This is a genomic window from Rhodococcus sp. NPDC127593, assembly GCF_042671975.1.
In the GTDB taxonomy this organism is placed as follows: Bacteria; Actinomycetota; Actinomycetes; order Mycobacteriales; family Mycobacteriaceae; genus Rhodococcus_F.
The window spans coordinates 22,096-48,018 of the sequence record NZ_JBHXWI010000067.1 but is presented as its reverse complement, the minus strand read 5'-3'; the positions used below and the strand labels follow the sequence as shown (position 1 = coordinate 48,018).

The following is a 25,923-nucleotide window of genomic DNA, read 5'->3' as shown; positions in this document are numbered from 1 at the left end:
CCCCACCACCGGGCGCATCGGCCCCGAGCAACCTCCGCACACCTAGCAGGAACCGGGCCCCACCCACCCCGCCAACCAATACAGTCACGTTCACGTTCCAGACCTCCGCCTACGACACGGGCTCATACCTCAGCCGGGGTGCTCGACGGTGTTGTGGTGTGGTCCTTCTCGGCCTTGATCGCCGCCAGCGCAAAGCAGCACAGCAGAGCGGCGAAGATCCCTATTCCCGAGAGCACCGAGAACATGACGATCGACGGTCGGCCGGCAATCAACCCGCCCAGGATCGGTCCGCAGACGCCTCCGATCCGGCCCACTCCTGCAACGAATCCGATAACGCTGGCACGGATGTCGGAGGGGAAGTAGGTGGCCACGTAGCCGAAGACGATCGGTTGCGTTCCGCCCGTCCCCGCCCCGGCGAGGAACAGAAAGACGTAGAGAACGGGCGACGGCAGGTGTACCGCAAGGGTCATGACGGCGATCGCGCCGACTGTGAAGGCGGCAAGAACTGCGCGACGTTCTCCGAACTTGTCCGCAATCCAGGAACCTCCGGACGCACCGGTGGCGGCTCCGAGGCTGAAGATCACCAGAAAGACCAATGCCGATCCGAGGGAGTAACCGCTGGCCTTCATGATCTGCGGCAACCAGGTGAGCAGTCCGTACCACTGGATCTGGCCACAGAAGGTCAGCGCGGTGAACACTGCCAGCGCTCCCCATCCGGTGGGTCCGAGATTCTTGAAGACGACGCGCAAGGTGGGGCGGTCGGCCGCGCCGTCCGAACGCAGAGCGTTCGGCGTGGGTACCCACCGCGCGAGCTTCACCGCGGCGATCGGTACCACGGTCAGCAGGGGAAAAGCGCCCCCGACGAAGAAGACGCCGCGCCAGCCCAGCACGTCGAGGAAGGCGAGGGCGGTGAGAGCGGCCAGGACGCCACCAATGGGTATGCCGGCCAGGATCACGCCGTTGAGGAAGTTCTTCCGGTCTGCCGGTGCGACGCTCATCGTCACCGCGACAGCGGTGGGCACGACCCCGCCGAGGCCGAACCCTGCGAAGAACCGGGCGGCACCCAGCAGTTCGGCGGTGGGTGCCACGGCGCACAGCATCATGCCGACGGAGAACCAGCTGACGCAGACCAGGAACAACCGCCGCACACCGTATCGGTCGGCGAGCACTCCGGCGGCGATGGATCCGATGCCCATCCCCAGGATCGCCGCACTGGCGATCACTCCGACCTGCGCGGTCGTCAGACCCCAATCTGCGTAGTGGAGTAGGTTCGGCGTCGCGGCACCGAAGATGGCGAGGTCGTAGCCGTCAGCGGCTATCGCGAGAAATGCCAGGGCGGCGACGCCCACATATGCAGGAAAGCTGAGCCGATTGTTCATGTGTCTCCTCGAAGAAAGTAAGGGAGCCGCTCTGAATACTGTTGGAGATGAAGAGAATCGACCATCGAGCACATTCCCACTCAGGCCGACCGAGAACACAGCGAGACACGCGATCGATGCTCGCGAGGTCACCGACAGGTCACCTCATCGAGCCGATCACCGCTGAATATGGATGAAAATCAGTGCGCCGAACCGAAAGTCAGGGCGCCACCGAGGACGAGTCGAACCGCTGTCGCGCCGACATCCGATCGAACGGGTGACCCAGACTGCGCAGCACGGCGCCCAGCGCAGCACCGGGATGTCCCAGTGCGGCGTCCAGTAGGTCGTCGAGATCGTCGACGTCCCGCCGCAGGGACTCGATGTTCGGGTCGAGCGTCTCCACCGCTCCGGAGCCCAGGTGCGCCAGGCGTGAGCGCTCCCCGAATTTCGGATCGAGGTGCACGCCCTCGGCGGCCGTCAGAAGACTTGTTCCCTCGCGTCTTCGGTCCGCCACGAATGTGCGCTCGTGCCGCCCGGCTACCTTCAGCGCGACGTCCAGGTCCTCGCTGCGAAGGCTCGGAAGATCGGCGGGCAGTCCCGCCAGCCGGCAGCGCGGCCACCACTCGCGGGCCCGGCGCCCACCTTCGCGCAGGGCGGCGTTCATGCCCGGCGTGCCCGGTAATACGAGTGGGACGACACCCGGCGACCGCACGTGGGCCGCGTCCTGAATCCGGTCGACGACAACGAGCACCGCCTCCACCTGCGAGGCAGCCCGAACCTCAGAGACGGTGTCTCGGAACATTGCGCGAACCACCGCCTGCCGGGCTTCCGGCCGGAGCAGAAGTCGCGACTTCGCCGACGTGATGTCCCGCTGGGGAATCACGGCCACCCACGGCCCGCGGGGACCTCGACTGCGGGTTCCATCACTCTCGGGAGCTGGATGTGCGTTCACTGGCCGACCATCCCCACGGCGAGCGGCAGCACGGACCGCGCCCGGTCGTCGAATCGTCCTGCTGCAGCTGAGCGTTCGGCATCAACGTCTTCGTACGTGGTAGTGCGCTGCCGGACAGGTCGACCTGCCGCGCCGGCCATGTGGGTGATGTCGGCGATGGTCTTCATCGACCCGTTGGTCGAACCGGCCATCCTGCTGATGGTCTCCTCCATCAGGGTGCCTCCGAGGTCGTTGACCCCGCCGCGAAGTAGCTCCACACATTCGTCCGGACCGAGCTTGACCCATGAGCACTGGATGTTGTCGACCTGACCGTGCAACATCAGCCGGGCCAACGCGTGAACTGCGCGGTTGTCCCGTCGGGTCGGGCCCGGCCTTGCCAGACCTGCGAGGTAGATGGGTGAACTCTGGTGCACGAACGGCAATGGAACGAACTCCGTGAAGCCGCCCGTCTCCCTCTGGATGTCGAGCAGGACGCGAAGGTGACCGACCCAGTGCCGAGGCTCGTCCACGTGCCCGTACATCATCGTCGCGGTGGTGCGGATCCCGAGTTCGTGCGCGGTCTTGACCACCCGAATCCACTCGGCTGCAGGAAGTTTGCCCTTGGTCAGTACCCACCGAACCTCGTCGTCCAGGATCTCGGCGGCGGTGCCTGGCACGGAGTCGAGCCCAGCTCTGCGTGCCTCGGTCAGCCACTCGGCCACCGAAATGCCCATGCGCGAGGCCCCGCTCACGATCTCCATCGGCGAGAACGCATGTAGGTGGATCTGCGGGCTCCGGCGTTTCGTCTCGGCCGCCAGGTCGAGATGGATGGTGCTGGGGAGGCCGGGGTCGATCCCGCCCTGCATGCAGATCTCGGTGGCGCCGACATCCCAGGCCTGAGCGACCCGCTCCCCCACCTCGGAGACGGAGAGCCGGTACGAATCGGCATCGCTGGCGCGTTGCGCGAACGCACAGAAACGACAGCCGGTGTAGCAGACGTTGCTGAAGTTCAGGTTCCGGTTGACGACATAGGTCACCGCGTCGCCCACTGTCGACTGCCGGACCTGATCTGCCAAAGCGCACAAGGCATCCAGATCCGCGCCGTCGCAGTGAATGAGTGCCAGAGCCTCGGCGTCGCTGAGACCGGCGGGGTCCCGCTCGGCCGCGCGCAAGGCGGCGAGTACCTCACTGCCCAGACGAGGATGGATGCCTGCCCCCGCACGTGCGGTCATCTCCTCGCCGAGCACGGTCCAGTCACCGAAGGCGTTGGCGAAGTCACTGCGGGTATCCGTACGCCGCCCTTCTGTGTCGATCTCGAGGTGCAGATCGGTTCTGCCACTGGACTCGCCCGGCGCAGCGTCCTGCCACGGTCGGCCCTCCGGGAGCACGTCGGCGGCCAGCCCGGTCTCCAGGTCGGCGAGCGCGAGCAGGTGGGGCCGGACTCGGGCGTCGATCCACCGCTCTCCCGCGAGAACGTACTGCGGCTGGACGGCGAGGCGCTCACGTAGCTCGAAACCGGCTGCAGCACTCAGTTCACTCAGTCGCTCGATCTCCGGCCAAGGCCGCTCGGGGTTCACGTGGTCGGGGGTCAGAGGCGATACCCCGCCCCAGTCGTCGACCCCCGCGGCCAGCAGCCGTCGCAGTTCACCTGGCTCCGACAGGTTGGGCGGGGCCTGAAGACGCATCGAGGGTCCGAGCAGGATACGGGCCACTGCGATCGTAGCGAGGTACTCGTCGAGGTCTGCGTCGTCGGCCGACCGCATCGCGGTATCAGGCTTGGCACGGAAGTTCTGGACGATCACTTCTTGGACGGCGCCGTACTGCCGTGCGATCCGGCGGATCTGGAGGATGGACTCCACGCGGTCGGCGTAGGACTCGCCGATCCCGACCAGGATTCCGGTCGTGAAGGGAATGTTGGTGCGGGACGCATCCTCGATGCAGGCCAGACGAACAGCGGGATCTTTGTCAGGGGAACCGTAGTGGCACCCCCCGGGTTCCGCCCACAGCGAGCGCGCGGTGGTCTCGAGCATCAGACCCATCGAGCCTGCCACCGGCTTGAGGCGCTGGAGTTCAGCCCAGGACATTATCCCCGGGTTCAGGTGCGGCACCAGACCGGTCTCCTCGAGCACCAGCACCGCCATGGCCCGCACGTAGGACAGTGTGTCGGCGTAGCCCCGCGACTCGAGCCAGTCGCGGGCGGCGTCCCACCTGTCCTCGGGCCGGTCGCCCAGCGTGAAAAGCGCTTCCTTGCAGCCCATCCGGGCGCCCGCACGTGCGATCTCGAGCACTTGGTCGGGAGAGAGGAACGGGTCGTCGACCCGCCCGGGGGTCGTCGCGAAGGTGCAGTAGTGGCAGCGATCGCGACACAGACGGGTGAGCGGGATGAACACCTTCCGGCTGTAGGTCACCACTCCTGGCCGACCGGCATCGAACAGGCCGGCCGACCGAACGCCCGCGGCGACCTCGCAGAGTCGGTCGAGATCGGCGCCGCGGGCACCGAGGAGGGCCTCGGCTTCCCCGGCGTCGATGGTCTTGCCGGCGCTCGCCCGCGCGAGCGCGCGTCTCAGACCCGTCACCTGCTCGCTCCTGTCCCCAAGCCCATGGACCGGGCGATGAAGTCGAGCTGGACCGAGGGAGGCCCAGCCACGACGCGCGCGATGATCCCGTCGGAGTGGTGCATCGGCAGGGCATGGTCGCGCACATAGCCGTAGGCGCCCTGGATCTGCATCGCCAGCGCAGAGGCCTCTGCGTAGAGCTGACCGGAGAGGAACTTCGCCATGGTGCTCTCCACCTCGCACGGGAGGCCCGCGTCGAAGAGGTCGGCCGAACGGCGTACGGCGCACCGGGCCGCGTCGAGCCTGACGAACATTTCGGCGAGGGGCAAAGTCACGCCCTGGTAGCCCGAGAGTGCCTTGCCGAACTGCTCGCGGTCGTTGGCGTAGTGGACCGTCAGGTCGAGCACCGCGGCCACGCTGCCGAGGAAACCGGAGCTGATCATGATCCGCTCGAGCACCAGACGTTCCTTGAGGATCTGCCATCCTTCACCGGGCTCACCCAGCACCGCCGTCGACGGGAGGGCGACGTCCCGCAGGAAGACCTCGTAGATACCGCTGATGTTCCGGCCGAGTGCAGGCATCCGGCGGACCTCGACACCCGGATGGTCGACCGGCACGAGGAATACTGCGAGTTGGTCGCGCTTGCGGCCACCCCCGCCCACTCTGGCGACGAGTTCCATCACTGCGCCGGGCAGTCCCGCGCCCTCGCAATAAGTCTTCTGGCCGTTGAGGACCCACCCGTCCCCGACCTTCTCGGCGCGCGTCGCCACGCTTGCAGCGTCCGAGCCCACGTCGGGTTCACTGACGGCAATCGACAGGCGCGCGTCGCCGGCCAGCACCGGTGCACCGTACGTTTCCTGCTGTTCGGGCGTGCCCCAGCGGTGGATGTCGCGCAGCCCGCTGAGGTTCAGGTTGAACAGGGCCACGAGGTCGGAGCTTGCCTTGCCGATCTCCTCGCAGAGCGTGATCAGCAGGCCGGCCGTCCCCTCGACGATCTCGGCGCCGGCGACCACGTCGTACCATCCGAGGCGGGCGATCTCGCGGTACAGGTGCTCGGGATACTTCCCCTCCTCGTCCCAGATTCGCACGTCGTGTGCGGGAGCGTGTCTGGCCAGGAACGCCCGGGCGGTGGTGCGGAGGTGCTCCTGCTCGTCGGTCTGGATGTGGATGCTAGTGCTCATGGCTGCCTTTCGAGGGTGGTCGGTCGATGGAGTGGGGCCGCTTCCAGGCGGAGAGGCCTGTTTTGAGATCGCGCAACAGCTCGGGAGGAAGGGCCGCGAGTCGGGCGGCCATCTCGCGTGCCTTCCCGTCGAGCGAAGCCTCGGGAACTACGTCCACCAGGCCGAGCCTGGCGAGATCGTCGGCGACAAAGCGCTCGTCCAGCGCAAGGAGCCGCAGCGCCCGCGCCGGGCCGACGGCGGCTTCGAGTCTGCGCACCGTGCTGTCGGGTGGCAGGAACCCGAGTGGGAGCTCGGGAAATCGGAACGAAGCGGCAGGCGAGGCCAGGGTGATGTCCGCTGCCGTGGCGATGGCCCACCCGGCGCCGACCGCGGCGCCCTGGACCGCGACCACTGCGGCCGGGTAGTCGCCCATGAGGTCGAGGCTCTCCTCGATCAGGCGACGCCGGAGGCCCGGCCGGCCGGTCGCCGTGCCGTCGTCCGAACGCACGTCTGCTCCTGCGCAGAACGCCGACCCTTCCGCGCGCACAAGAACGACACCGGCGCCCGCGCGTCGCCCCTCGGCAAGTCCGGCGACGAACGCCTGTAGCAGGGGGACGTCGAGGGCGTTGCGTGCCTCGGGACGATTGAGCGTCAGGACGACCAGACCGTCGAGTTGTTCGGCCGGGCACAGGTCCCGGGTTGCCTGCGTGCTGGCGCTCATGCGAGCTCCGGCAGGACCTGGGAGGTGAGGAGCTCGACCGCCTCGCGGGGGTCGGGGCCGACCGGGGCGCCGATGTAGGCCTCGGTGAATCCGGCGTCCTCCGCATACTCGAGCAACTCGGCCAGCGCCTCGATGCAGTCGCCGGGTGTGCCCGAGACGACGAGCTGGTCGGCGACTTCCTGCGGGAGGAGGTCGGCAGCTGCGTCTACGCCGTCACCGGCTTTGAGAGCCGCTCGGGTGGCGGCGTAGTCGGAGGGCTCGAAGCCGACCTGGTGCAGGTTCTCTGGAGGCTGTTGGCTCACAATGAGTGTCGCCTGTCGCCGTGCGGCCGCGCAGGCTTGGTCCCGGTCGGCCGACACGGACAGGTTCACGCCGTAGATCCGGGTGAATTCCCCCCGCCGACTGCGCTTTCGTCCCCGGTCGAGCGAATCGAGGTTGCTCACCGCGTCGAACTGGCCGCTGCGGAAGGCCGCGAGGCTATGGGCCGGGAAGTTGCTGGCGCAGATGACACCGTCGGCAAGCTCGCCGGCCATCTCCAGCACTTTTGGCCCGGCGCCGGCGACCACCACGCGCACGTCGGGCTTGCTTGTCCAGGAGAACGACGCCCGGGCATCCTCGCGCAATCCGAGGGCTGTGCAGATCTGTGGGTAGTCACCCATTCGGATCGCCTCGCCCTGCCAGAGAAGCCGGCACATCGCGATGAACTCGGCCACGCGCTCGATCGGATTCTGCAGCGACATGAGCGCACTCACCAGCCCACCCCCGGTGCCGATTCCCATGCTGACCCGGCGCCCTTCGGGCATGAACTCCGCAAGCGTGGCCATGCTGGACGCCATCTCGAGCGGGTTGCGCCCGAAGGGGAAGGTCACCGCCGTGCCTACCCCCACACCGGTGCGCGCAGCGATAGCGCCGAGGAGAACGGCAACGCCTCGCGACTGGAGCTGGTCACTGAGCCACACGGTCTCGAAACTCCGAGCAGCGATCTCGGCCACTTCCACCATCTGCGGCCCGTCAGCCCAACCATGGAGCTGAATGCCTTTGATCATCGGACTTCTCTTCATGATATTGAACTCGAATCACTATATGGAACAGGCTAAGGGCAGAGTACGGCGACGGTCAAGAGTCGGCACAATCTTTCTGGGCGCCGTTCAGGGGCGGGCGTACGCCGGCGTGACCAGGAACGTGCTCCGGATCTCCGAGATGAGCGGCCCGTCGCTCTCCGTGCGCGCCTTCAGCGCACGCCACCGGGGGTCGGCTTGGAATCGGGCCCAATGGGCGTCCGCCGCCTCGGGGTCGGGGAACGCCAACAGGTAGACGATCCGGGCACGGTTGCCTGCCTCGTGCCAGAAGCCCTCGACCTGTAGCCCGAATTCCGCGAACAGCGCCAGGGTTTCGTCGGCGAATCTGCGGTGCAGGTCCTCGGCACGGCCCGGTAGGGCAACGTACTCACGCAGCTCGTGGATCATGAACAACCCCGTTCACAGCGAGACCGGAACGCGTCTTGTAGCGCCGGTTGACGTTGATGAGAACGGCGGTCAACGGTTCGAGCTGCCGCGCCACTCGCAGTGCCCCTCCGTCGATGCCCGGACGGCCGGTGATCGCGACTGCGAGCCGAGCCACCTCGTCCTTGGCGGGCCGATCGTCGCCGCACACGAGCACATCCTCGGGAAGAGGGCCCTCATGCTCCCAGAGGTTGATCGCCGACAGGTGGTGGAACGCAGCGACTACCGTGGCATCGGGCACAAGGTCGCGCAGTTGCTCGGCAGCACTGCCTTCCTCGACGTCCAAACCGTAGGCCCCGGACTTGTCGAAGCCGAGCGGGTTCACGCAGCTGACGACGAGCTTGCCCGCGAAGGCGGGTGCCAGTTCCGAGACCAGCTCACGGTGGCCGTTGTACGGGACGACCAGCAGGATGATGCGACAGTCGGCGGCTGCCGACGCATTGTCGGCGGCGCTGACCAGGGCGCCGTCACCGGCGCGTCTGCGCACCTCGACTGCCGCCTCCTCCGCGCGTTCGACCGAACGCGATCCGATCACGACGGGCCAACCGGCCGCCGCGAACCGGTAGGCCAGCCCCTTTCCCTGGGGTCCGGTGCCGCCGACGACGGCGATCTTGCTGCTCTTCATCTATGTCTCCTACACACGTTGGACGGGACACCTCTGGCGCGTTGCACCGGAGGCGGGCAGCCGACCGTTGAGGGTCGACTCGGAGCGGCGGGCCCCGGTGGGGCCGCCGCATGAAGAAAATGGGGGTTGGTCAGCCGCGCCCGGCGCCGAGGTCGGGTGCCCCGACCGGAGTCGGGTAGTCCTGGGGGATGCTGCCGCCGATATGCGAGCTGATCTCCCGCGAAGCGGTTACGAGGTAGTCGGCGATCCCGGCCACACCCTCGACCGTGAGGTCGTCACCTATACCGAGCAGGGCAATAAACAGGCACGGCTCGCCGTCTCGGTCGAACACCGGGACCCCCACGACGTTGAGTTCCGGTCGATATTCGCCGTAGACCGCGCCGTAGCCCTGCACCCGGAGCTCCTCGAGCTCGTCGGCGGGATGCGCCACAAGCTCTGGGCGACCCCGGCTCGGCCATGCTGCCGCGAGTCGGCTGATCAACGGAGTATCTCGGTCGAAGCGCGCGCCCACCTCGATGGTGACCTTGACGGCCTTGCGGCTCTCGATCTTCGCGATCGCCGTGAAGTGCCCGTCCGGCATCGGCTGGATGGCGAGACATGCCAGCTCGGTCCGCTCGGCCAACCACTCCATGTACGTCCGCGACGCTGCGACCGCCGACGTTCGCGCGATCGCAGCGACCCCGAACTCCACGAGCAGCGGGCCGAGGTTGTACCGACGCGTCTCCTGGTCGTACACGACGAGGCCCTCGACGACCATGGTCCGTAGCAGGACCGACGCGGTGCTCTTCGCAAGAGCGCAGCGCTTGGCCAACTCGGTGAGCGTGGCTCCGGCGGACTGCTGGACCAGCGTCTCGAGCACGCGGGTGGCGCGCGAGACGGCGGGCACCAGTTGCTCGCTGGATTGCTCGCCCCGCTCGTCAGTCGCGCTGCTTCCCGGGACTTCTGCCTTGGTCAAGGGTTCCTACCTTCGTCGTGCGGATGCTGTCAGCTGACCGTAGCGGCCTGCCCCACCAGTTCGGCGAAGTGGAACAGCGTGCCGTCGGGATCGCGCGCGAAGAGCAGCCGCCAGCCCTTGACTCCGTCCGGACCCATGATCGTCTGCGGCGAGTGCAGGAATTCGACACCGTCGTCCACGAGCCGTGCATACTCGGCGTCGATGTCGTCGGTGAGAATCGAGAATCGGCAGAGGCCCGGGTGCACGAGGTCGCTCTGCGCTCGACCCTCGGAACGTGCGTCCCTCCACTCGATGAGGTCCAGCATGGCCTCGTCCGGGGAGTCGTTCAGGCGCAGGTGCGCGAAGCGGAGCTTGCTGGCACCCTCGACCATGAACGCCCGCGCAAGGTTGCTGTCCTCCACCTCCCGATCCTGCACTACCTCGAAACCGATCCGCCGATAGAAATCGATCGATTTGTCCATGTCGGTCACATTGATGCCGACGTGCCAGAACTTTCGCATTGCTTCGTCCTTCTTCTTGTACTTCTCTGTTCGGGTGGGTGGATGGCGCTCCGCCGGGGGCGCGGCAGTCGCCGAGCGCTCAAGTCGGAGGCGGCACCAGTTCCCGGCGCCGGACCTTTCCGGTCTCCGTGCGCGGCAGCGCGGCGACTGCCTCTATCTCGCGGGGGCGTGCGTGTGGACCGACCGCGGCCGCGACGAGTTCACGGAGCTCTTTCGAAATCTCCTCGGTGAGCTCTCCGGCAGCGAGGTGCACGAACGCCTTGACCTGCTGCCCCATCTCCGGGTCGGGCAGACCCACCGCCGCCGCGTCCAGGACCTGTGGGTGACGCTTCAGGGCCTCTTCGATCTCGGCCGGGCCGATGCGGTAGCCACGACTCTTGATCACGTCGTCGGCGCGGCCGAGATACTCCAGCCGGCGCCCATGTGCGAGCCGCGCCAGATCGCCTGTCCGGTGCCAACCCCCGGCAGGGGGTACCACACGAGCTGACGACGAGTCCCAATAGCCGAGGAGCGCAACCGGATCCGGAAGTTCCAACGCGATCTCCCCGACCTCACCGGGCGCGACGCGGGCGCCCTCCTCGTCCAGGAGCGCGATGCGGTGCCCGGGATACGGGGCGCCCATGGTTGCGTCGTCGACGGATCCGAGAGCCGCGGAGTCGCCGATGAGGGCGTTGGCCTCCGTCTGGCCGTAGGCCTTGTTGACGCAGTCACTGAGGTGGCTGCGGGCCCAGCCGAGTTCCGCAGCACCGGCGGGCTCTCCCCCGGTCACGACCGCGCGGAGGCGTTGCCGGGCCGATTCCCCGTGCTCGGCGAACATCCGCAGCACCGACGCGGGAAGGAAGGCGGTTGTCACGCCGAAGCGGGCCATCATGTCCAGGGTGGCGGCGGCGTCGAAACGCTGTGGCCGGTGAGCCACGACGGGGACGCCGAACGACCACGGGACCAGCAACCCGAGCATCAGGCCGCCGATCCAACCCCAGTCCGCGGTGCCGAAATACACGTCACCCGGCCTGAACAGCTCGAAGGCGTAATCGACCCCCGCGTGCCCGAGCAGGACACGGTGACCGTGCACGATGCCCTTGGCCGGACCGCTGGTGCCCGACGTGTACATCAGCACGGCAGGATCCGAGGACCGCCCCGGCACCGGGGCCAACGGGTCGACCCGGCGGGCCAGGTCGCCGAGCGGTGTGCCGCGGGCGCCGTCCACCGTGAGCACGTCGACGTCGCGCAGTGAGCACCCGGTCGACTCGAGCCGGTCGACGCCCGGACCGTCCGTGACCAGCACGGTCGCACCCGAGTCGGCGAGCCTGTGCGCCACCGAGTTACCGGTGAGCAGTCGCGGGACGGGCACGAGCACGGCCCCGGCGACGAGCACCCCGAACACGACCTCGGCGGCCTCCACCGAGGGGTCGAGGTACAGGACCACGCGGTCACCGGGCTCGACCCCGCGGGCGCGGAGGACACCCGCGATGCACACAGCGGCGTGCTGCACCTGACCGAACGTCACCGCCTCGGGCGCGTGGGTCCCCTCGCGCAGCACGGCCACGGCGTCGGGGTCGCGTGAGAAGAGGGCGTCCTCGGTGATCGTGTAGTCCGCCGCCGGCTCCCAGTCCTGAACGTGGCGGGCGTCGATCAGCCGTCCCACGATCTGTGGCCGGGACGGCCCGGAGGTCAATCCAGGCGTGCCCATATGCTCTTCTCCTTGGTGAAGCTCTCGATGGCCGCCTGGCCGAGGTCGCTGCCGTAGCCGCTCTGTCCGAAGCCGCGGTACGGCGACGCGGGGTTGAGCACTCCCCAGGTGTTGATCCACACGTTGCCGGCGTCGAGGGTCTGCGCGAACCTCAGTGCGCGGCCCACGTCGCGGGTGAAGACGCCCGCGGCCAGCCCGTAGATGGTGTCGTTGGCGAGGGTGATCGCCTCGTCCTCGCCCTCGAACGGCAGCACCGACAGCACGGGTCCGAAGATCTCCTCCCGGGCGATGCGCATGTCCGCGGTGACTCCGGCGAACAGCGTCGGGCGGTAGTAGAAGCCCTGCTCCGCAGCTCCGGTCGGCGACTGGCCGCCGCCGCTGATCAGCTTGGCGCCCTCGTCTGTTCCGGCGACGACGTACGAGTGGACCGATTCCCGTTGCGCGGCACTGACCAACGGCCCGATCTCCGTTTCGGGGTCGAGGGGGTCGCCCACCCGGGCAGCCTCGACCCGCTTCTGGACGAGTTCGACCACCTCGTCGTAGATGGGCCGCTCGACGAGCAGCCGGCTCGCAGCCGTGCACGTCTCGCCCTGGTTGCCGTACATCGCCTGGAAGACCACGGCGGCGACCGCCTTCGGGGACGAGTCGCCGAAGGCCACGAGCGCCGACTTTCCGCCGAGCTCGAGCGAGGTCGTGATGAGGCGGTCGGCCGCCATCCGGCCGATCTGCTGGCCGACCTCGGTCGATCCGGTGAACGTCACCTTGCCGACCAGTGGGTGCTGCACCAAGGCGTTACCCGCCACCGAGCCCCGACCGGGCAGGACGTTGACCAGCCCGGGCGGCAGCCCGGCCTGGAGGGCGAGCTCGCCGAGTGCGACGGGCACGAGCGGTGCGAGCTGCGCAGGCTTCAGCACGATGGCGTTGCCCATCGCGAGAGCCGGCGCGATCTTCCAGACCGCCTGCACTGCAGGGAAATTCCACGGGGTGATGGCACCCACCACGCCGATCGGCTCACGCAAGGTGTAGTTCAGGAAGCGGCCGGGAGCCGGCGTCGTGCGGCCCTCGATCTTGGTCACGAGGCCCGCGAAGTACTCGAGGGTCTCGATCATGATCGGCAGGTCGACGCCCAACGACTCGCGGATGGGCTTGCCCATGTCCCGGCTCTGCAGCTGGGCGAGCTCGGTCTTGTGTTCCTCGATCAGCGCGGCGTAGCGGAACATCAGACGGGTCCGCTGGGCCGGACGCATGCGCTGCCACGCCTTGGCCGCGACCTTCGCGGCCTCGACGGCACGCGCGACGTCGTCGGCCGTGGCCTCGGCCACGGTGGCCAGGTGCGACCCGTCGGCCGGGTTGATCGAGTCGAACGTCGCCCCCGTCGACGATGGGCTCAGTTGGTCGCCGATGACGAGGGGAACTGTCGAGGTGAGTGCCTGCACAATTCTCGTCCTTTCTTCCGCCGGGCCGTCAGGCCAGGTTGTGTGCGGTGGGGAGGACGGCGTCAGCGAGTTCGGCGAGCTCGTCCATGGTTGCTTCGAGGGTGTCGTGCTCGAACGACGTGTCGCAGATGAAGTGGGTGACACCGAGGTCGCCGTACGCTTCGATCGTCTCGGCGTTGTAGGGTGCCGTCCGCAAAGGCCGTGCGGTGAGCGTGATTTCACTCATGTCGCGGCCCGCCTCCTCCACGTACTGCCGCAGGGTGGCCAGGTAGCCGGCGTACTCCTCCGGCGCGATCGCCAGTGGGTGCCAGCCGTCACCGATGGCGGCGATGCGGCGCAGCGAGGCGGTGCTGTACCCGGCGAACCAGACGGGGATCGTGCCCCGCACCGGCTTCGGATACATCTTGAAGTCGTGGAGATCGTAGAACTCGCCGGAGAAGTCGACCTCGTCTTCCTTCCACATGTGCCGCATCGCGTTGACCATCTCGGTGGTCCGCTTCCCGCGGTCCTTGAAGGGCGCTCCCAGCAGCTCGAACTGCTCCTTCATCCAGCCCACGCCGATGGCGACCGACAGCCGGCCGCGCGACATCACGTCGATGCTCACCAGCGTCTTGGCGGTCTGGACGAGCGGACGCCACGGCAGGATCAGGCACGACGTGCCGAGCTCGATCCGCTCGGTCGCGGCCGCCGCCCACGTCAACGATGTGAGACAGTCGAGGTACGGCGTGGCCGGATCCCACAAGAACTTGCCGTCCTCGGTGTACGGGTACGGCGTCTCGACTCGGGTCGGCAAGGCCACATGATCGGTCATCCAGAGGGAGTCGAAGCCGATCTTCTCAGCGAACCGCGACACCTCCGTGATCGCTTCGGGCCCTGCCCACGGTCCCGCTCCCGGGATCCTGATTCCGACCTTCATTGATGGTTCCTTTCGCCATGTTCTGTGGTCATCGGACGACCCCTTCGGCCCGGAGGGCCTCGATACGGTCGTCCTCGTAACCGAGATCGTTGAGAATCTCGGTGGTGTGCTCGCCCAACGACGTCGGTGGACGATGCACGTGTCCCGGGGTGCCCGAGAGCTTGACCGGGAGACCCGGGACCCGCAGCGGTCCGAGCTCGTCGTGGGTGATGTCGACGACGAGGTCCAGCGCCTGGATCTGGGGATGCCTGACGGCCTCGTCGTAAGCGAGAATCGGGGCACAGATGATGTCGTGTGCCGAGAGCAGTGCGACTACGTCGTCACGATCGCGGGCAGCGAACCACGGTGCAACGGCGGCGTCGAGAGCCTCACGGTTCTCCAGTCGGGATGCGGCCTCCGTGAAGCGCGGATCGTCGACGAGAGCCTCGGCACCCATCGCCTTGGCCAGCTTGACGAAGTGGCGGTCGTTGAAGGCAACGACGTGTACCGCACCGCCGTCACGGGTCGTATAGGCGTTGTACGGCGCGTAGAAATTGCTGCCGTTGCCTACCTTGCCCTGAATGTAGTCGGCGAGGAGGTACTGCCCCAGCCACGGCGTCTGTAGATGGAACAGCGCCCCCACCAAGGACACCGAGCCGCTTTGCCCCTCCCCCGTGCGCTGTTTCGCGAAGAGCGCGACGAGGGCGGCGATCGCGACCAGATAGCCGGCCGCGCTGTCGGCGACGGGCGGCCCAGCCTTGAGCGGCGTCCCGGAGCGCTCACCGGTCGCCTCCATGAAACCGGTGAGGGCCTGAGCGACCGGGTCCATTGCGGGACGACCCGCGAGGGGGCCGCTCTCGCCGTACCCGCTGACATTGAGGCAGATCAGGTGAGGGTGCCGTTCGCGAAGCTCGGCGGCAGTCAGCCCGAATCGCTCACGTACCGCCGGCAGCATGTTCTCGATGAGCACGTCCGCTGTCGCGCAGAGCTCGTGGAACAGCTCACGACCCGCCGCCGTACGAAGGTCGAGCGCGAGGGCGCGCTTGTTTCGGTTCACGCCGGAATAGACACCACTCATGCCGTCTCGTCCGGGCCCGAACGTCCGTGACTCGTCGCCACCGATCGGCTCGACCTTGATGACGTCGGCACCGAAGTCGGCGAGCAGCGACGCACCCAAGGGGCCGGCGACCATCGTCGCGGCGTCGACTACCCGGATGCCCGACAGCGCCTCGGTCTTTTGGGTGAACCCCATCACAAGCTCCGTTCATCATTCTGAACTGACATCATTATTTGGAACACCACGGACGTTACGAGCACGGTTGCTCGCTGTCAAGAGGGGAGGACGTCTTTGGATGTCGGGGGATGGCGAGCGACTCGGTCAGGCCTCTTGGCCGATACCCGAGACTCAGCACCGTGGACCACGAATCTCGCGGTTACGGGACCAGGACATTCCGTGAAATCGTCACGAAGCGACAGCACATTGGGGCACAACCTCTTTCGCTTCGAAGCGTCAGGCCATCCAATCCACTGCGTCCATCACCGGAGCCCAGCGCCACCGGCGCGGCCCGCCTACGCCACAGTCCCGAACCGCTGCACGGGGCGAAGCCTCACAGCACCGCGGGCAGTAACGCCCGGGTGCCCGGCGTGGTCGCGTTCGTCGCCGACTATCGCGTTCAACTCGAGCGGATGTGTTTCATTCAGTCGTCGGTCCGCTCCACGACCCAGGCCGCGACCTGCGCCCGGGAGGTGAAACCCAGCTTGGCCAGGATGTGCTCCACGTGCCCTTGCGCGGTGCGCGGTGAGATCACCAGGCGGTCGGCGATGGCCTGGTTGGTCAGGCCTTCCGCGATGAGGTCGGCGACCTGACGTTCCCGCTTGGTCAGTCGCGTCGACCCGCCGGTGGCGGGTGCGGGGGTGCTCGGCGGTTGCTCTCGAAGGGCGTAGGCGATGGCCGCGTCGAAGCCGAGTCCCTGCCCCTTGCGGTGGGCCGCCGCGAATCCTTTGTCCCCGAGTCTCTGTCGAGACTTCTGTTCGCATTCCTGATGGTAGACAAGAAGATCGGAATATATCACCACGGCGCTTCCCACCGACCGCGCCAGCTCTTCTGCGGCTCCCAGCAGAACCGCAGCCCTCGGTTCGTCACGCAGGCCGCAGGCGATCCAGGCCAGCGCCTCGAGACATGAGGCGGCGACACGTGGGCCGTGTACTTGCCGGGTCACCTCCAGCGACTGCTCGATCACTCGGACCGCGCGATCGCCGTCCCCATGCCGCCACAGGGCAATACCCAGGGCCCACAACGAGTGCGACCGATACATTCTCTCGCCGTGCTGCTCCGTGATCGCGAGAACGCGCTCGAGACGTTCGATCGCCCGGTCCGTCGAGCCGCGTAGTCCGTACGCCAACCCCAACGGATACAAGACGGCCACTTCGAGCGTTCGGTCACCACGCTCGCCGAACTCCGCGAGAGCGGTTTCGAGGTGCGAAGACGCACGCGGCAGATCACCGCTGTAGAGGGCATGCATGCCGTCGGCGTAGGCAACGAGAGCGCGCATCATCGGATCGTTCGTGCGCGCGGTGAGAGCCCGCGCCTCAGCCAGGAGCGCGGCTCCGGCAGGGAGATCACCCTGCACGTTGGCCATCATGCCGGCGCGTTGAAGAGCCCTGACCCACTCGACGGTCGGTGGCCCGCTCTGGCGGGCGAGCAACTGGCCGAACCAGCGACGCCCCTCGTTGTAGAGGCCCTGGGAGCCCCAGAACAAGAACAGCGCAGCAGCGGTGCGCAGACCGGCGACGGGATCGTCGTCGACGCCGAATTCGAGGGACTCCCTCAGATTCGGCTGTTCCCGCTTCAGCCGGGCAATCCAGTCGAGTTGGCGGGCGCTGATCCATTCAGCCTCCGCGGCCAGCGCCAACTCCTCGTACCAGTCCCGGTGCCTGCGGCGCATGGGCAGGGATTCGCCGGTCTGCTCGAGTTTCTCGTAACCGTATTCGCGGAGAGTCTCGAGCATCCGAAAGAGCACCACCGACCCGGATTCCTCCCGGATGAGGATCGACTTCTCCACCAATGACGTCAGCGTGTCCAGCAACTCGCCCGCGGCTAGACCCTCGCCACACACCTGCTCCGCGGCATCGAGTTCGAAGCACCCCGCGAACACCGCCACCCGACCCCATATCAGTTGTTCGCTCGCGGTGCACAGCTCGAAGCTCCAGTCGATACACAACCGCAGCGTCTGCTGCCGCGTCGGCGCACCCCGGTTGCCGCGGGTCAGCAAGGTGAAGCGATCGGTCAGCCGCTCGAGGATCTGCTCGGGCGACATCGCCCGCAACCGCGCCGCCGCCAATTCGATCGGCAGCGGCAACCCGTCGAGCCGGAGACAGATCCCCGCCACCGCCGCCGCGTTCTCCTCGGTGAGCGCGAATCCCGGAACCGCGGCAGCGCCGCGTTCGACGAACAACGACACCGCATCGTATCGGGACAACCCCCGCAGGGAGGGCCGCCGCTCCGGATCCGGGACGGCCAGCGGGGGGACCCGCAGCACCGCCTCCCCGCCGATGACCAGGGGTTCACGGCTGGTGGCCAGAATCCGCAGACCCGGGCACACACGCAACAGGGCCTCCGCCAGTTCCGCCACGGCGTCCACCATGTGCTCACAGTTGTCGAGGACCAACAGCACCTCTCGCGGTGCGAGGAACTCGATCAGGACCTCACGCAACGGCCTCGCCGATTGGTCTCGCAACCCCAGTGCGCCGGCCACTGCGTCGACCAGCGACGACTCGTCGCGCAATTCACCCAATCCGACGAGCCGAACACCGTCGGCGTAGTCGCGCTGGACACTTGCCGCCACCCGCATCGCCAGCCGCGTCTTGCCCACACCCCCGATCCCGATCAACGTCACCAGCCGGGACCCGGCCAGCAGGTTCTTCGCCTCGGTGAGCTCATGTCGGCGGCCGACGAAACTGGTCAGTTCCAGGGGAAGACGTCCCGTCGCGCCCAGCGTGGAGGAAACCGCCGACCGAGGTCGGCCGGACTCTGGTTGTGCGTGGTCGGTTGCCGTATCCGGGGCGGTGTGCAGGGCCATCTCATCGACTGGAAAGCCATGATCGAGTTGGAGCCGTCGCAGTTCCTCACCGAAGGCGGCGGCGGTGGCCGGGCGCTGATTCGGGGTCCGGGACATCGCCCGTGCGATCGTGTCGGACACATCGTCGGGGATTCCGTGCTCACGCAGATCGGGCACCTCTTGCGTGGTGATCCGCAGGAACTGCGCGACCACCTGCTCACCGCTGCGGCGTTCGAAGGCGGCGTGGCCGGTGAGGGCGCTGAACAGGGTGGCGCCGAGTCCGTAGACGTCAGCCGGCGGGGTGGGTGGATCACCCCCGAGCACCTCCGGCGCGGTGTAGGCCGGCGATCCCTGCACGGTGCCGGTGGCGGTCTCGAAGCCGCCGGTGATGTGCGCGATGCCGAAATCGGTCAACGCCGGTTCTCCGTAGTCGGTGAGCAGGATGTTCGCCGGTTTGACGTCGCGATGGAGGATGCCGAGCCGGTGCGCCGACTCCACCGCACCCGCGATCTTCACACCGAGGCGCAACGCCTCCTCTACCGGCAGCGGACCGCGGCGGCGGATCCGCACGTCGAGCGAACCCTGCGGGTGGTAGGGCATGACGATGTAGGGAAGGCCGCTTTCGGTGGCACCGACTTGCAGGACGCCCACGATGTTCGGGTGTCCGGTCAGCCGGCCCATCGCCCGCTGCTCCCGGAAGAACCGTGCCCGGTTCTCCTCGTCGAGCTCGACGGTGAGTACCTTCACCGCCACCGTGCGGTCCAGTTCCGCCTGGGTGCAGCGGTAGACGACACCGAAACCGCCGCGCCCGATCTCCTCGGCGTCATCGAAACCAGCCGCGCTCAGCTCCGAGGCCACAACAGGAACGACGTACCGCTGCGTATCGCGCGGATCACCTTCACCCATCGGAACGGTCTACTCACCCCGTCGGCTCGTGGTTCCCGCACACTGGTCCCGACGGCACGACCAGCGCAAAACCAACCGTGAACTCACCTCTCGATCGCGTGCATTCAAGGATATAGCCGCGGAACCTGTGCGTGGCAGCATGTGAGGATCCCCGATTCTGCCGAACCACACCTACCGAAGAACGGTTGTTCGCAGCTCACAGTCCGTCGACAAGCCCCTCGACAACGGTGGCACACGTCTCTGGTCGACCGCCCGATTTCACGAGCACGCTGAGACCGATGACGGAGGCCAGCAGTTGTCGAGCTGCAACGTCGGCGGGCCGGCTTCTGTCGAACTCCCCGGACTCCTGTCCATGCACGATTGCGCGCTTGAAGATGGCTTCGATCCCAGTGAACAGCTCGTTCGCTATGAGGTTCACCTCGTCGTCGACAGTGCCGAGTTCTGCCGCAGCATTGACCATGACGCAACCACGCCGGTGCTCGCCAATCCCGGCAAGAACAGCCATCGCCACCTCGAGGCGAGGCCCCAACGGGCCAGGTGCGGCGAACAGATCGGTGAGGTACTCGAGGCGCATCTCGCTGTAGCGCCGAAGCGCTCGCACGAACAAGGCGTGTTTGCTCCCGAATGTGTTGTACAGGCTGCCTTTGCCGATTCCCATCTCGGCGGCGAGCTCCTGCGGAGTCGTCGCGGCGTATCCCTGTAGCCAGAACAGGTCCATCGCCTTGTCAATCGCCACATCCGTCTCAAAGCGCATCGGTCTCGCCACGGAAATAGGTTAACTCGCGATCTTGGTTGACCTCAAGGTCAATAACTAATAGGGTGGCTCGCAATTGTCTTTGACCTCTAGGTCAAGAACTCACTCCATCGAAATCCGGGGGTCTACACCCCAGCCAGGAAGGCATTTCATTGTCTGCTCAACACTCGATCGCCGCCCTCGAGCCACGCGCGCGGACCCTTTTCCCGCTGAACACGCTCGCGATTCCCTTGGGCCTTGCCGGACTGGCCCAGGCCTGGTCGGTCGCCACGACCGCGCTCGGCACCCCATTCGCGCTCGTCCAGGCGTTCTGGCTGATCGCAGCGCTCGCCTGGATCTCGACAGCCACAGCGCACGCGCACCGCGCCAAGCGCGCCACCCAACGAATCTCGCATCAGCTCACACACTTCGCTCACGGTCCGCTTGCGGCGCTTCTTCCGCTCTCCGCGATGCTGCTGGGAGCACAGCTGCACAGCACGCTTCCACTTGCCGGTACAGCGCTGACCCTGGTCTCCATCACTGCCGCAGCCGCATTCGGCGCTTGGATGATGAGCTTCTGGATGCGCGGAGAGATGGCGCTCGAATCCGTGCACGGCGGCTACTACCTACCCATCAGCGCAGCCGGCCTCGTCGGGGCGTTCGCCACAGCCCGAATCGGTCTCGACTGGCTCGCTATCGGAAGCTTCGCGATCGGCCTGTTCTTCTGGGTGGTGATTTCCATGCTTCTGTTCCTCAGGCTCGCGTTGCGCCCCACCATGCCTGCGCCTCTCGTCCCGACGCTCGCAATCATGATCGCTCCGCCTGCAGTTGGCGCTGCAGCATGGCTCACCATCTCGAACGGGCAACCCGACGCCCTGTCCATTGCGCTCACAGCCATCACGGCATTCATGGTCATGGTCCAGGCACCCTTGCTGTCGCGCTACCGCGCTCTGCCGTTCTCGCACGGTTTCTGGTCGTTCACTTTCCCCGTGGCGAGTGTCGTTGCCCTCGCGATCACCTGGCTTCACATCGTTCAACCGCTCGCCTGGCAAGCGATCACAACCGGATTACTCGGTGCCGTGACGATCCTCGTGGCGCTGATCGCGACGAAATCCATCCGGTTCATCCACAAGAACTCGCGTCGCTCCACGCAGTGACTGCGTCGGTCATTTCTGGCGACCGAGTGAACGTAGTGCCGCCATCTCGGCGCTTGACAGGTTCTAAACCTCCTCACTATCGTCCTAATATTCCAAATATGGAATTGGGTTCATAGTAATGAACACATTGTCACGCTGAGCGAGCTCGCTGGGAAGGAACGGCAATGATTCTCCTGGGGTATCGCGATCACAACGTCCACGAATTGGTGTGCCACGAGATCGCAAATCGAGCGGGCTACTACGACCGTCTGGGCATCGAAGTGAAAGCGGTGCCCGGCTCGGACCATCCGGAAGCAGCGCTGTCCGCGGGGCTTGGTGGCTCGCTGGTCGAAGCAATTCGGGGACAACGCCGATGGAAAGTTGCGCTCGTCCACACCCTTCACCCGCTGTTCTGGATCTGGACACGAAAGGCGGGGACACGATCGGCTGGTCCGACCGTCCTGGCCAGCCATCCGGAAGGATCGATCGTGTGTGCATTTACTCAGAAGGTCCTGAGTGCCCGCTGGGCAGCGGACGAAGTCCCGTCGGTCCTGCACTTCCCCGCAGGAAGCACGGGCGATCACCAGCGACTGGAGGCACTGAGGTCCGGAGCAGCTGACGCAGCTGTACTCGGCTCCGCTTTCGCCCCCAGCGCCCTGTCACGGTTCGGGCTCACCGACTCGTTGTTCTTCGGCGACGCCCTGAGGTTCCCCACCGCAGGTGTCGCGGTCGACTGTGAGAGAACCAGCCTCGACCACCCGTCGGTAGGAAAGATCGTCGCCGCCCAGACGGCAGCAATCGCGAAGGTAAGGAGCCGAGACCCTGTGGCACTCGATGCCGTGGCGTCGCTGCTGCACTACAGCAGCCGGACAGATGCGCAGCGCTTGCTGGCGGACTACCTGTCCCCTCAGTACGGTCCCGATCCACGCGATGTCCGAGCAGTTGGTGCGAATGCGCTCGAATGGCTGGCGGGCGCACTGCAAACCGGTGCGCACACCGCCACAGACTTCTACGAGGCGGTTCGGTGACTTCTTCACGACGCGAGCAACTGGTCGTACACGCGCTACTCGGGAGCCACGGCACGACGGTCACCGCGCGCAGGCACGAACTGACGATCGACGAAGCCCCGCGATACGGCGGGCACGATTCCGGCGCAAACCCGGTCGAGCACATGCTCGCCGGTCTTGCCGCTGCCTCACTGGTGGTACTTCGGCTGCTCGGCGAGGTCGCGATAGCCGAGTCTGCCACGCTCACAGTGTCCGCGACCTTGAACGTCGACCGCGTGATGGGAACCGACAACGGCGCCGTCATCGAAGTGATTCGCCTGGACTGGCACGTGGCGAACGCCGAGCACGCCGAGCGCTTGCGTGCAGCACTTCCCCACCTTGCGAGTCGTCGACCGGGGCAAGCTCTGATCGATGCCGCATCCGTATCCGCGGAAGAGGTGTCCATCCGCGAATTGACGACTGCGGACGGGTAGCCAACGCGATCTCCCGGCTTTGTCAGAGATCGAGAACGAGGTCGGTTTCGGGTTGCGAGCAGCACAAGAGGGTCGTGCCTGGCATCGGGGGCTCCAGAGGGTCTGGGCGGTATCGGACGGTCCCGGCGAGGATCGGCGTCTGGCAGGTGTGGCACACGCCGGTGCGGCAGGACCAGCGGGTCTGAACGTCGCAGGCTTCGGCGAAATCGAGGACGGTGCTGTACCCATCGCTCCATGGCGCGGTGAGCCCGCTGCGGGTGAAGGTGATGCGAGGCCCGGTGCCGACGGGCCCTGGGGGCTGGTGCGGCGGGGTGTGGGTGGCGTCGGTGAGTCCAGGGTTGATAGCCGCGAGTGCGCCGAACAGCTCGGTGTGGATGTGGTCGGAGTCCACACCGATGTGCATGAGTGCCTCGCGCAACGCGGCCATGAACGTGTTGGGACCGCACAGGTAGGTGGTCGCGTTGGTGGGCAGGGCTAGAGCGGCCAAAGCTTCGCGGTTGAGGCGACCGGCTACGGCCGGTGGATCCAGGACCACCGTCGGGCTCTGGGCGGTGTAGTAGATGTGTTCATGACCTCGATCGAGGCTGGTCAACAACTGGTGCGCTTCGGCCGCGAAGGCGTCTTCGGCGGCTGAATGGGCGGTGTGCAGCCACCAGATGTCGCGCTTGCTGTGTGCCGCGGCGAGTGCATGCAGCATTGCCAGAACGGGGGTCACCCCGACTCCGGCCGAGAGCAGGAGCACGGGCGTGGTGTCGTTGCGGTCTTCGGGTAGGACGAAATCGCCGCGCGGGGAGGCGACGTCGACAGTGTCGCCGACGCGCAATCGCGTGTGGAGATAGGTACTGACGAGTCCGTGGGTCTCGCGTTTGACGCTGATGCGGTACTCGTTGCCCGACGGGGCGGCGGACAATGAATAGTTGCGCACCGGTGGTGGATCGGCGGCACCGGCGACGCGGAGGGTGAGGTACTGGCCGGGTTTCGGCCGGGTCAGCGGGGCGTCGTCGCGTGATGCCAGGTGGATCGACGCCACGGTTGCGCTCTCGGGAACGATCCGTGACACGCGCAGCGGTCGGAAGCCGGCCCAGCCGTCCGATTCGGCGCCGGCGGGCGGCTCGCCGGCGCGTGTCTGGTGCTCTGCAGCGTCGAGCAGATCGCGAAACGATCCGTGCCAGCCGGGGCTGAGCGCGGGGATGTCGAGCGCATTGCGGAGTTGATCGACGTCTCGGTCGGGCAGGTAGAGCAGTGCGTCGATCGTGGCGACGCTCATGCGGTGTCGGCCGATCCGGGTGCGGATGATTTCGTCGCCGGCCTGCACGTGGCCTTCGGTGATGACCCGGAAGTAGAACCCGGGGCGGTGGTGGGCCACGAGCAGCGCCGGCATCTCGGGTTCCCCCAGGCGCATGCCGACCCGGTAACAGGTGACGCGTGGCTGAGTGACCTCGAACTCGGCGTCACCGATGCGATAGCGGTCACCGATGTGCACCTCGTCGTCGGGTAGGCCGTCGACGGTGAAGTTCTCACCGAACTGGCCGTATTCGAGATCGTCGCGACCGAGATGACGCCGCCAGAAGTCGTAGGACTGACATTGGTAGACGAGCACGGCACGAATTTCTCCGCCGTGACCGTCGAGGTCGCCTTGACCGTCGCCGTCGATGTCGAGCGTGCGGACCATGCGTGGACCGTCGACGGGGTATTTGAAGATGCCCGTGTGGACGGTCCGGCCTTGCCAGGGCACGCCCTTCGGCATACCGACGTTGAGTGACTGTAGGCGTGCCATTGTGCTTGCCCCTTACTGTTTCGCGCGGAACGGGTCGCCGGAGGTGTCCCTCGTTCGCGTCCCGCTCATCGCGATGAGCACCTTCGTCAACGACCACCGACCACCTCGTCCGCATCTGTCATCCGGTCGGCTCAGACGTGTCATGTCGCAGAACATCCTATATTCGACTATGATCTGCGCCACTCCACGGCCCGATGGGGTGTGCGTCGACAACATTGCGGATCGGTGTGCGCCGGGGAACGAGCACGGTCAGGATTGCACCGACGACGGCCGGAACCGCGAAAGCCGCCAGTTGCCAGTTGGTTCCGGTACCGATCGCGACGAGGACACCACCATAGGTGGGGCCTACGATCGCTCCGATCCGTCCCACACCCAATGCCATACCCAGTCCGGTGGCACGGCTCGTTGCGGGGTAGTGACTACCGATGAACGTGTTGAGAAGGATCTGGGTGCCCGTCGTGCCGACGCCGGCGAGCATCACCAACAAGTAGACGACGGCCAACGGCGGAGCGGTGGCAACGAGCAGTAATGCGATCGCGGCGCACAGAAAGAATGCCGCGGTGACGGGTTTCATCCCGTAGCGGTCAGCGAGCACGGCGCCGCCGAGGGCGCCGAGGGCGCCTCCGATGTTCAGGGTCAGGAGGAAGGACAGGGACGCGCCCAGTGGGTATCCGGCCGATTTCATCAGCGCGGGTAGCCAGGTCGCCACGCCGAACAACACCAGCAAACAGAGAAGCGTCATGCACCAGAACAGGAGGGTCGTGAAGGTGCGGTCGGTGCCGAAGAGCGCGCGTAATCCACGTTCTCGGCTGGGCGCGGTGGATATCGGGGCGGCAGTGTGCGCGAGGCGATACCGGTCGGCAACCGCAGCAGCGGCGGCATGCTCTCCACGGGAAGCCAGGTAGGCGGGTGATTCCGGGAGGAACGCGAGCATCAGGGGCAAGAACATCAGGGCCGGCACCATACCGGCGAGAAACATCGATCGGAAACCGTGTGTGGGCACCAGCCACAGGGAAAGCACTCCGGCGAGTATGCCGCCGATGCAGGTGCCGACGAACCCCATGGCCACGGAACGGGCCCGGGCACGAGGTTCGGCGAATTCGATCAGAGTGGCGGCGGCTGTGGGCATGAGGACACCGGCGCCGAGTCCGACGGCGAAGCGTCCCGCCCCGAACAACTCGGGCGTCGGTGCGATCGCGCACGCACCCATGGCCGTCGAGAACATGACGACGGCGGCGAGGAGGGTGCGGCGTCGTCCCCACCGATCGGCAACCGCCGCGGCAAGAAGGGCGCCGACCAGCATGCCGATGCCGGTGAGCGAGCCCAGCATCCCGACGTCGGTGGCGTCGAGGTCCCAGGGGGTGTATGCGAGCAGTGACGGAACCACTGTTCCGTACATGAGTAGGTCGTAACCCTCGAGGATGAGGGCCATCAGGCAGAGCCCGACAACGGGGGCGGTGGGTGAGATACGGGCACGCATCGGTTTCTCCGCTCGGAGGGTAGCC

The 25,923-nt window shown here is 66.8% G+C and carries 21 protein-coding genes; 3 read left to right on the top strand and 18 right to left on the bottom strand.

Annotation, left to right across the window (positions count from 1 at the left end; all coding sequences use genetic code 11):
- Positions 1–122 precede the first annotated feature (122 nt).
- From ACFVJ3_RS41075 to ACFVJ3_RS41000, 16 genes are all read right to left on the bottom strand, one after another.
- Positions 123–1,379 (bottom strand): MFS transporter, encoded by a 1,257-nt coding sequence (locus ACFVJ3_RS41075; RefSeq protein ID WP_378457524.1) that lies wholly within the window; start codon positions 1,377–1,379, stop codon positions 123–125.
- Positions 1,380–1,578: 199 nt separating this feature from the next.
- The gene (gene cofC / locus ACFVJ3_RS41070) at positions 1,579–2,310 is read right to left on the bottom strand and encodes a 2-phospho-L-lactate guanylyltransferase (protein WP_378457523.1); all 732 of its coding nucleotides are present in this window, start codon (positions 2,308–2,310) and stop codon (positions 1,579–1,581) included.
- On the bottom strand, positions 2,307–4,865 hold the full coding sequence (locus tag ACFVJ3_RS41065) for a bifunctional FO biosynthesis protein CofGH (RefSeq protein WP_378457522.1): 2,559 nt from the start codon (positions 4,863–4,865) through the stop codon (positions 2,307–2,309). Before ACFVJ3_RS41065 ends, cofC begins: the two co-directional genes overlap by 4 nt.
- Positions 4,862–6,025, bottom strand: coding sequence for an acyl-CoA dehydrogenase family protein (locus ACFVJ3_RS41060; RefSeq protein WP_378457521.1), 1,164 nt, complete (start codon positions 6,023–6,025; stop codon positions 4,862–4,864). Before ACFVJ3_RS41060 ends, ACFVJ3_RS41065 begins: the two co-directional genes overlap by 4 nt.
- Positions 6,015–6,725 (bottom strand): enoyl-CoA hydratase/isomerase family protein, encoded by a 711-nt coding sequence (locus tag ACFVJ3_RS41055; protein WP_378457520.1) that lies wholly within the window; start codon positions 6,723–6,725, stop codon positions 6,015–6,017. Before ACFVJ3_RS41055 ends, ACFVJ3_RS41060 begins: the two co-directional genes overlap by 11 nt.
- Complete coding sequence (locus ACFVJ3_RS41050) at positions 6,722–7,771, bottom strand: LLM class flavin-dependent oxidoreductase (protein WP_378457519.1); 1,050 nt, start codon at positions 7,769–7,771, stop codon at positions 6,722–6,724. Before ACFVJ3_RS41050 ends, ACFVJ3_RS41055 begins: the two co-directional genes overlap by 4 nt.
- A gap of 102 nt (positions 7,772–7,873) precedes the next feature.
- Positions 7,874–8,191 carry an NIPSNAP family protein gene (locus ACFVJ3_RS41045; protein ID WP_378457518.1) on the bottom strand — a complete coding sequence of 106 codons (318 nt, stop codon included), beginning with the start codon at positions 8,189–8,191 and terminating at the stop codon, positions 7,874–7,876.
- Complete coding sequence (npdG, locus tag ACFVJ3_RS41040; protein WP_378457517.1) at positions 8,172–8,852, bottom strand: NADPH-dependent F420 reductase; 681 nt, start codon at positions 8,850–8,852, stop codon at positions 8,172–8,174. Before npdG ends, ACFVJ3_RS41045 begins: the two co-directional genes overlap by 20 nt.
- A 130-nt stretch (positions 8,853–8,982) precedes the next feature.
- Positions 8,983–9,807, bottom strand: coding sequence for an IclR family transcriptional regulator (locus ACFVJ3_RS41035; protein ID WP_378457516.1), 825 nt, complete (start codon positions 9,805–9,807; stop codon positions 8,983–8,985).
- Between the two features lie 29 nt (positions 9,808–9,836).
- A complete protein-coding gene (locus ACFVJ3_RS41030; protein ID WP_378457515.1) occupies positions 9,837–10,307 on the bottom strand; it encodes a VOC family protein in 471 nt (156 codons plus the stop codon).
- 79 nt (positions 10,308–10,386) lie between these two features.
- The gene (locus tag ACFVJ3_RS41025; RefSeq protein WP_378457514.1) at positions 10,387–11,997 is read right to left on the bottom strand and encodes an AMP-binding protein; all 1,611 of its coding nucleotides are present in this window, start codon (positions 11,995–11,997) and stop codon (positions 10,387–10,389) included.
- Positions 11,979–13,433, bottom strand: coding sequence for an aldehyde dehydrogenase family protein (locus ACFVJ3_RS41020; RefSeq protein WP_378457513.1), 1,455 nt, complete (start codon positions 13,431–13,433; stop codon positions 11,979–11,981). The genes ACFVJ3_RS41025 and ACFVJ3_RS41020 overlap by 19 nt, the downstream gene beginning before the upstream one ends.
- 28 nt (positions 13,434–13,461) lie before the next feature.
- A complete protein-coding gene (locus tag ACFVJ3_RS41015) occupies positions 13,462–14,349 on the bottom strand; it encodes an LLM class F420-dependent oxidoreductase (protein WP_378457512.1) in 888 nt (295 codons plus the stop codon).
- A gap of 28 nt (positions 14,350–14,377) precedes the next feature.
- Positions 14,378–15,580, bottom strand: coding sequence for a CaiB/BaiF CoA transferase family protein (locus ACFVJ3_RS41010; protein WP_378457511.1), 1,203 nt, complete (start codon positions 15,578–15,580; stop codon positions 14,378–14,380).
- 445 nt (positions 15,581–16,025) lie between these two features.
- Positions 16,026–19,292 (bottom strand): protein kinase, encoded by a 3,267-nt coding sequence (locus ACFVJ3_RS41005; RefSeq protein ID WP_378457510.1) that lies wholly within the window; start codon positions 19,290–19,292, stop codon positions 16,026–16,028.
- Positions 19,293–19,488: 196 nt separating this feature from the next.
- Positions 19,489–20,058 (bottom strand): TetR/AcrR family transcriptional regulator, encoded by a 570-nt coding sequence (locus tag ACFVJ3_RS41000; RefSeq protein WP_378457509.1) that lies wholly within the window; start codon positions 20,056–20,058, stop codon positions 19,489–19,491.
- 140 nt (positions 20,059–20,198) lie between these two features.
- Here ACFVJ3_RS41000 and ACFVJ3_RS40995 point away from each other — a divergent pair, with 140 nt between their 5' ends.
- The 3 genes from ACFVJ3_RS40995 (at position 20,199) to ACFVJ3_RS40985 (ending at position 22,641) form a co-directional block, all read left to right on the top strand.
- A complete protein-coding gene (locus tag ACFVJ3_RS40995) occupies positions 20,199–21,182 on the top strand; it encodes a potassium-tellurite ethidium and proflavin transporter (protein WP_378457508.1) in 984 nt (327 codons plus the stop codon).
- A 164-nt stretch (positions 21,183–21,346) separates the two neighbouring features.
- Complete coding sequence (locus tag ACFVJ3_RS40990) at positions 21,347–22,189, top strand: hypothetical protein (RefSeq protein ID WP_378457507.1); 843 nt, start codon at positions 21,347–21,349, stop codon at positions 22,187–22,189.
- Entirely contained in the window at positions 22,186–22,641 is a 456-nt protein-coding gene (locus tag ACFVJ3_RS40985) for an OsmC family protein (protein WP_378457506.1), read from the top strand. The genes ACFVJ3_RS40990 and ACFVJ3_RS40985 overlap by 4 nt, the downstream gene beginning before the upstream one ends.
- Before the next feature lie 22 nt (positions 22,642–22,663).
- Here the strand turns inward: ACFVJ3_RS40985 and ACFVJ3_RS40980 are convergent, their stop codons facing one another.
- Both ACFVJ3_RS40980 and ACFVJ3_RS40975 read right to left on the bottom strand, forming a co-directional pair.
- Positions 22,664–24,418 carry an MOSC domain-containing protein gene (locus ACFVJ3_RS40980; RefSeq protein ID WP_378457505.1) on the bottom strand — a complete coding sequence of 585 codons (1,755 nt, stop codon included), beginning with the start codon at positions 24,416–24,418 and terminating at the stop codon, positions 22,664–22,666.
- A gap of 157 nt (positions 24,419–24,575) precedes the next feature.
- Positions 24,576–25,898 carry an MFS transporter gene (locus ACFVJ3_RS40975; protein ID WP_378457504.1) on the bottom strand — a complete coding sequence of 441 codons (1,323 nt, stop codon included), beginning with the start codon at positions 25,896–25,898 and terminating at the stop codon, positions 24,576–24,578.
- Positions 25,899–25,923: the final 25 nt, after the last annotated feature.

What these genes read in the sequence shown, in the direction of transcription:
- ACFVJ3_RS41075 (WP_378457524.1), bottom strand. Translation starts at nt 1,379, where the DNA reads ATGAACAATCGGCTCAGCTTTCCTGCATATGTGGGCGTCGCCGCCCTG.
- ACFVJ3_RS41060 (WP_378457521.1), bottom strand. Translation starts at nt 6,025, where the DNA reads ATGAGCACTAGCATCCACATCCAGACCGACGAGCAGGAGCACCTCCGC.
- ACFVJ3_RS41055 (WP_378457520.1), bottom strand. Translation starts at nt 6,725, where the DNA reads ATGAGCGCCAGCACGCAGGCAACCCGGGACCTGTGCCCGGCCGAACAA.
- ACFVJ3_RS41050 (WP_378457519.1), bottom strand. Translation starts at nt 7,771, where the DNA reads ATGATCAAAGGCATTCAGCTCCATGGTTGGGCTGACGGGCCGCAGATG.
- ACFVJ3_RS41045 (WP_378457518.1), bottom strand. Translation starts at nt 8,191, where the DNA reads ATGATCCACGAGCTGCGTGAGTACGTTGCCCTACCGGGCCGTGCCGAG.
- npdG (WP_378457517.1), bottom strand. Translation starts at nt 8,852, where the DNA reads ATGAAGAGCAGCAAGATCGCCGTCGTCGGCGGCACCGGACCCCAGGGA.
- ACFVJ3_RS41030 (WP_378457515.1), bottom strand. Translation starts at nt 10,307, where the DNA reads ATGCGAAAGTTCTGGCACGTCGGCATCAATGTGACCGACATGGACAAA.
- ACFVJ3_RS41025 (WP_378457514.1), bottom strand. Translation starts at nt 11,997, where the DNA reads ATGGGCACGCCTGGATTGACCTCCGGGCCGTCCCGGCCACAGATCGTG.
- ACFVJ3_RS41015 (WP_378457512.1), bottom strand. Translation starts at nt 14,349, where the DNA reads ATGAAGGTCGGAATCAGGATCCCGGGAGCGGGACCGTGGGCAGGGCCC.
- ACFVJ3_RS41010 (WP_378457511.1), bottom strand. Translation starts at nt 15,580, where the DNA reads ATGGGGTTCACCCAAAAGACCGAGGCGCTGTCGGGCATCCGGGTAGTC.
- ACFVJ3_RS41005 (WP_378457510.1), bottom strand. Translation starts at nt 19,292, where the DNA reads ATGGGTGAAGGTGATCCGCGCGATACGCAGCGGTACGTCGTTCCTGTT.
- ACFVJ3_RS40990 (WP_378457507.1), top strand. Translation starts at nt 21,347, where the DNA reads ATGATTCTCCTGGGGTATCGCGATCACAACGTCCACGAATTGGTGTGC.
- ACFVJ3_RS40980 (WP_378457505.1), bottom strand. Translation starts at nt 24,418, where the DNA reads ATGGCACGCCTACAGTCACTCAACGTCGGTATGCCGAAGGGCGTGCCC.
- ACFVJ3_RS40975 (WP_378457504.1), bottom strand. Translation starts at nt 25,898, where the DNA reads ATGCGTGCCCGTATCTCACCCACCGCCCCCGTTGTCGGGCTCTGCCTG.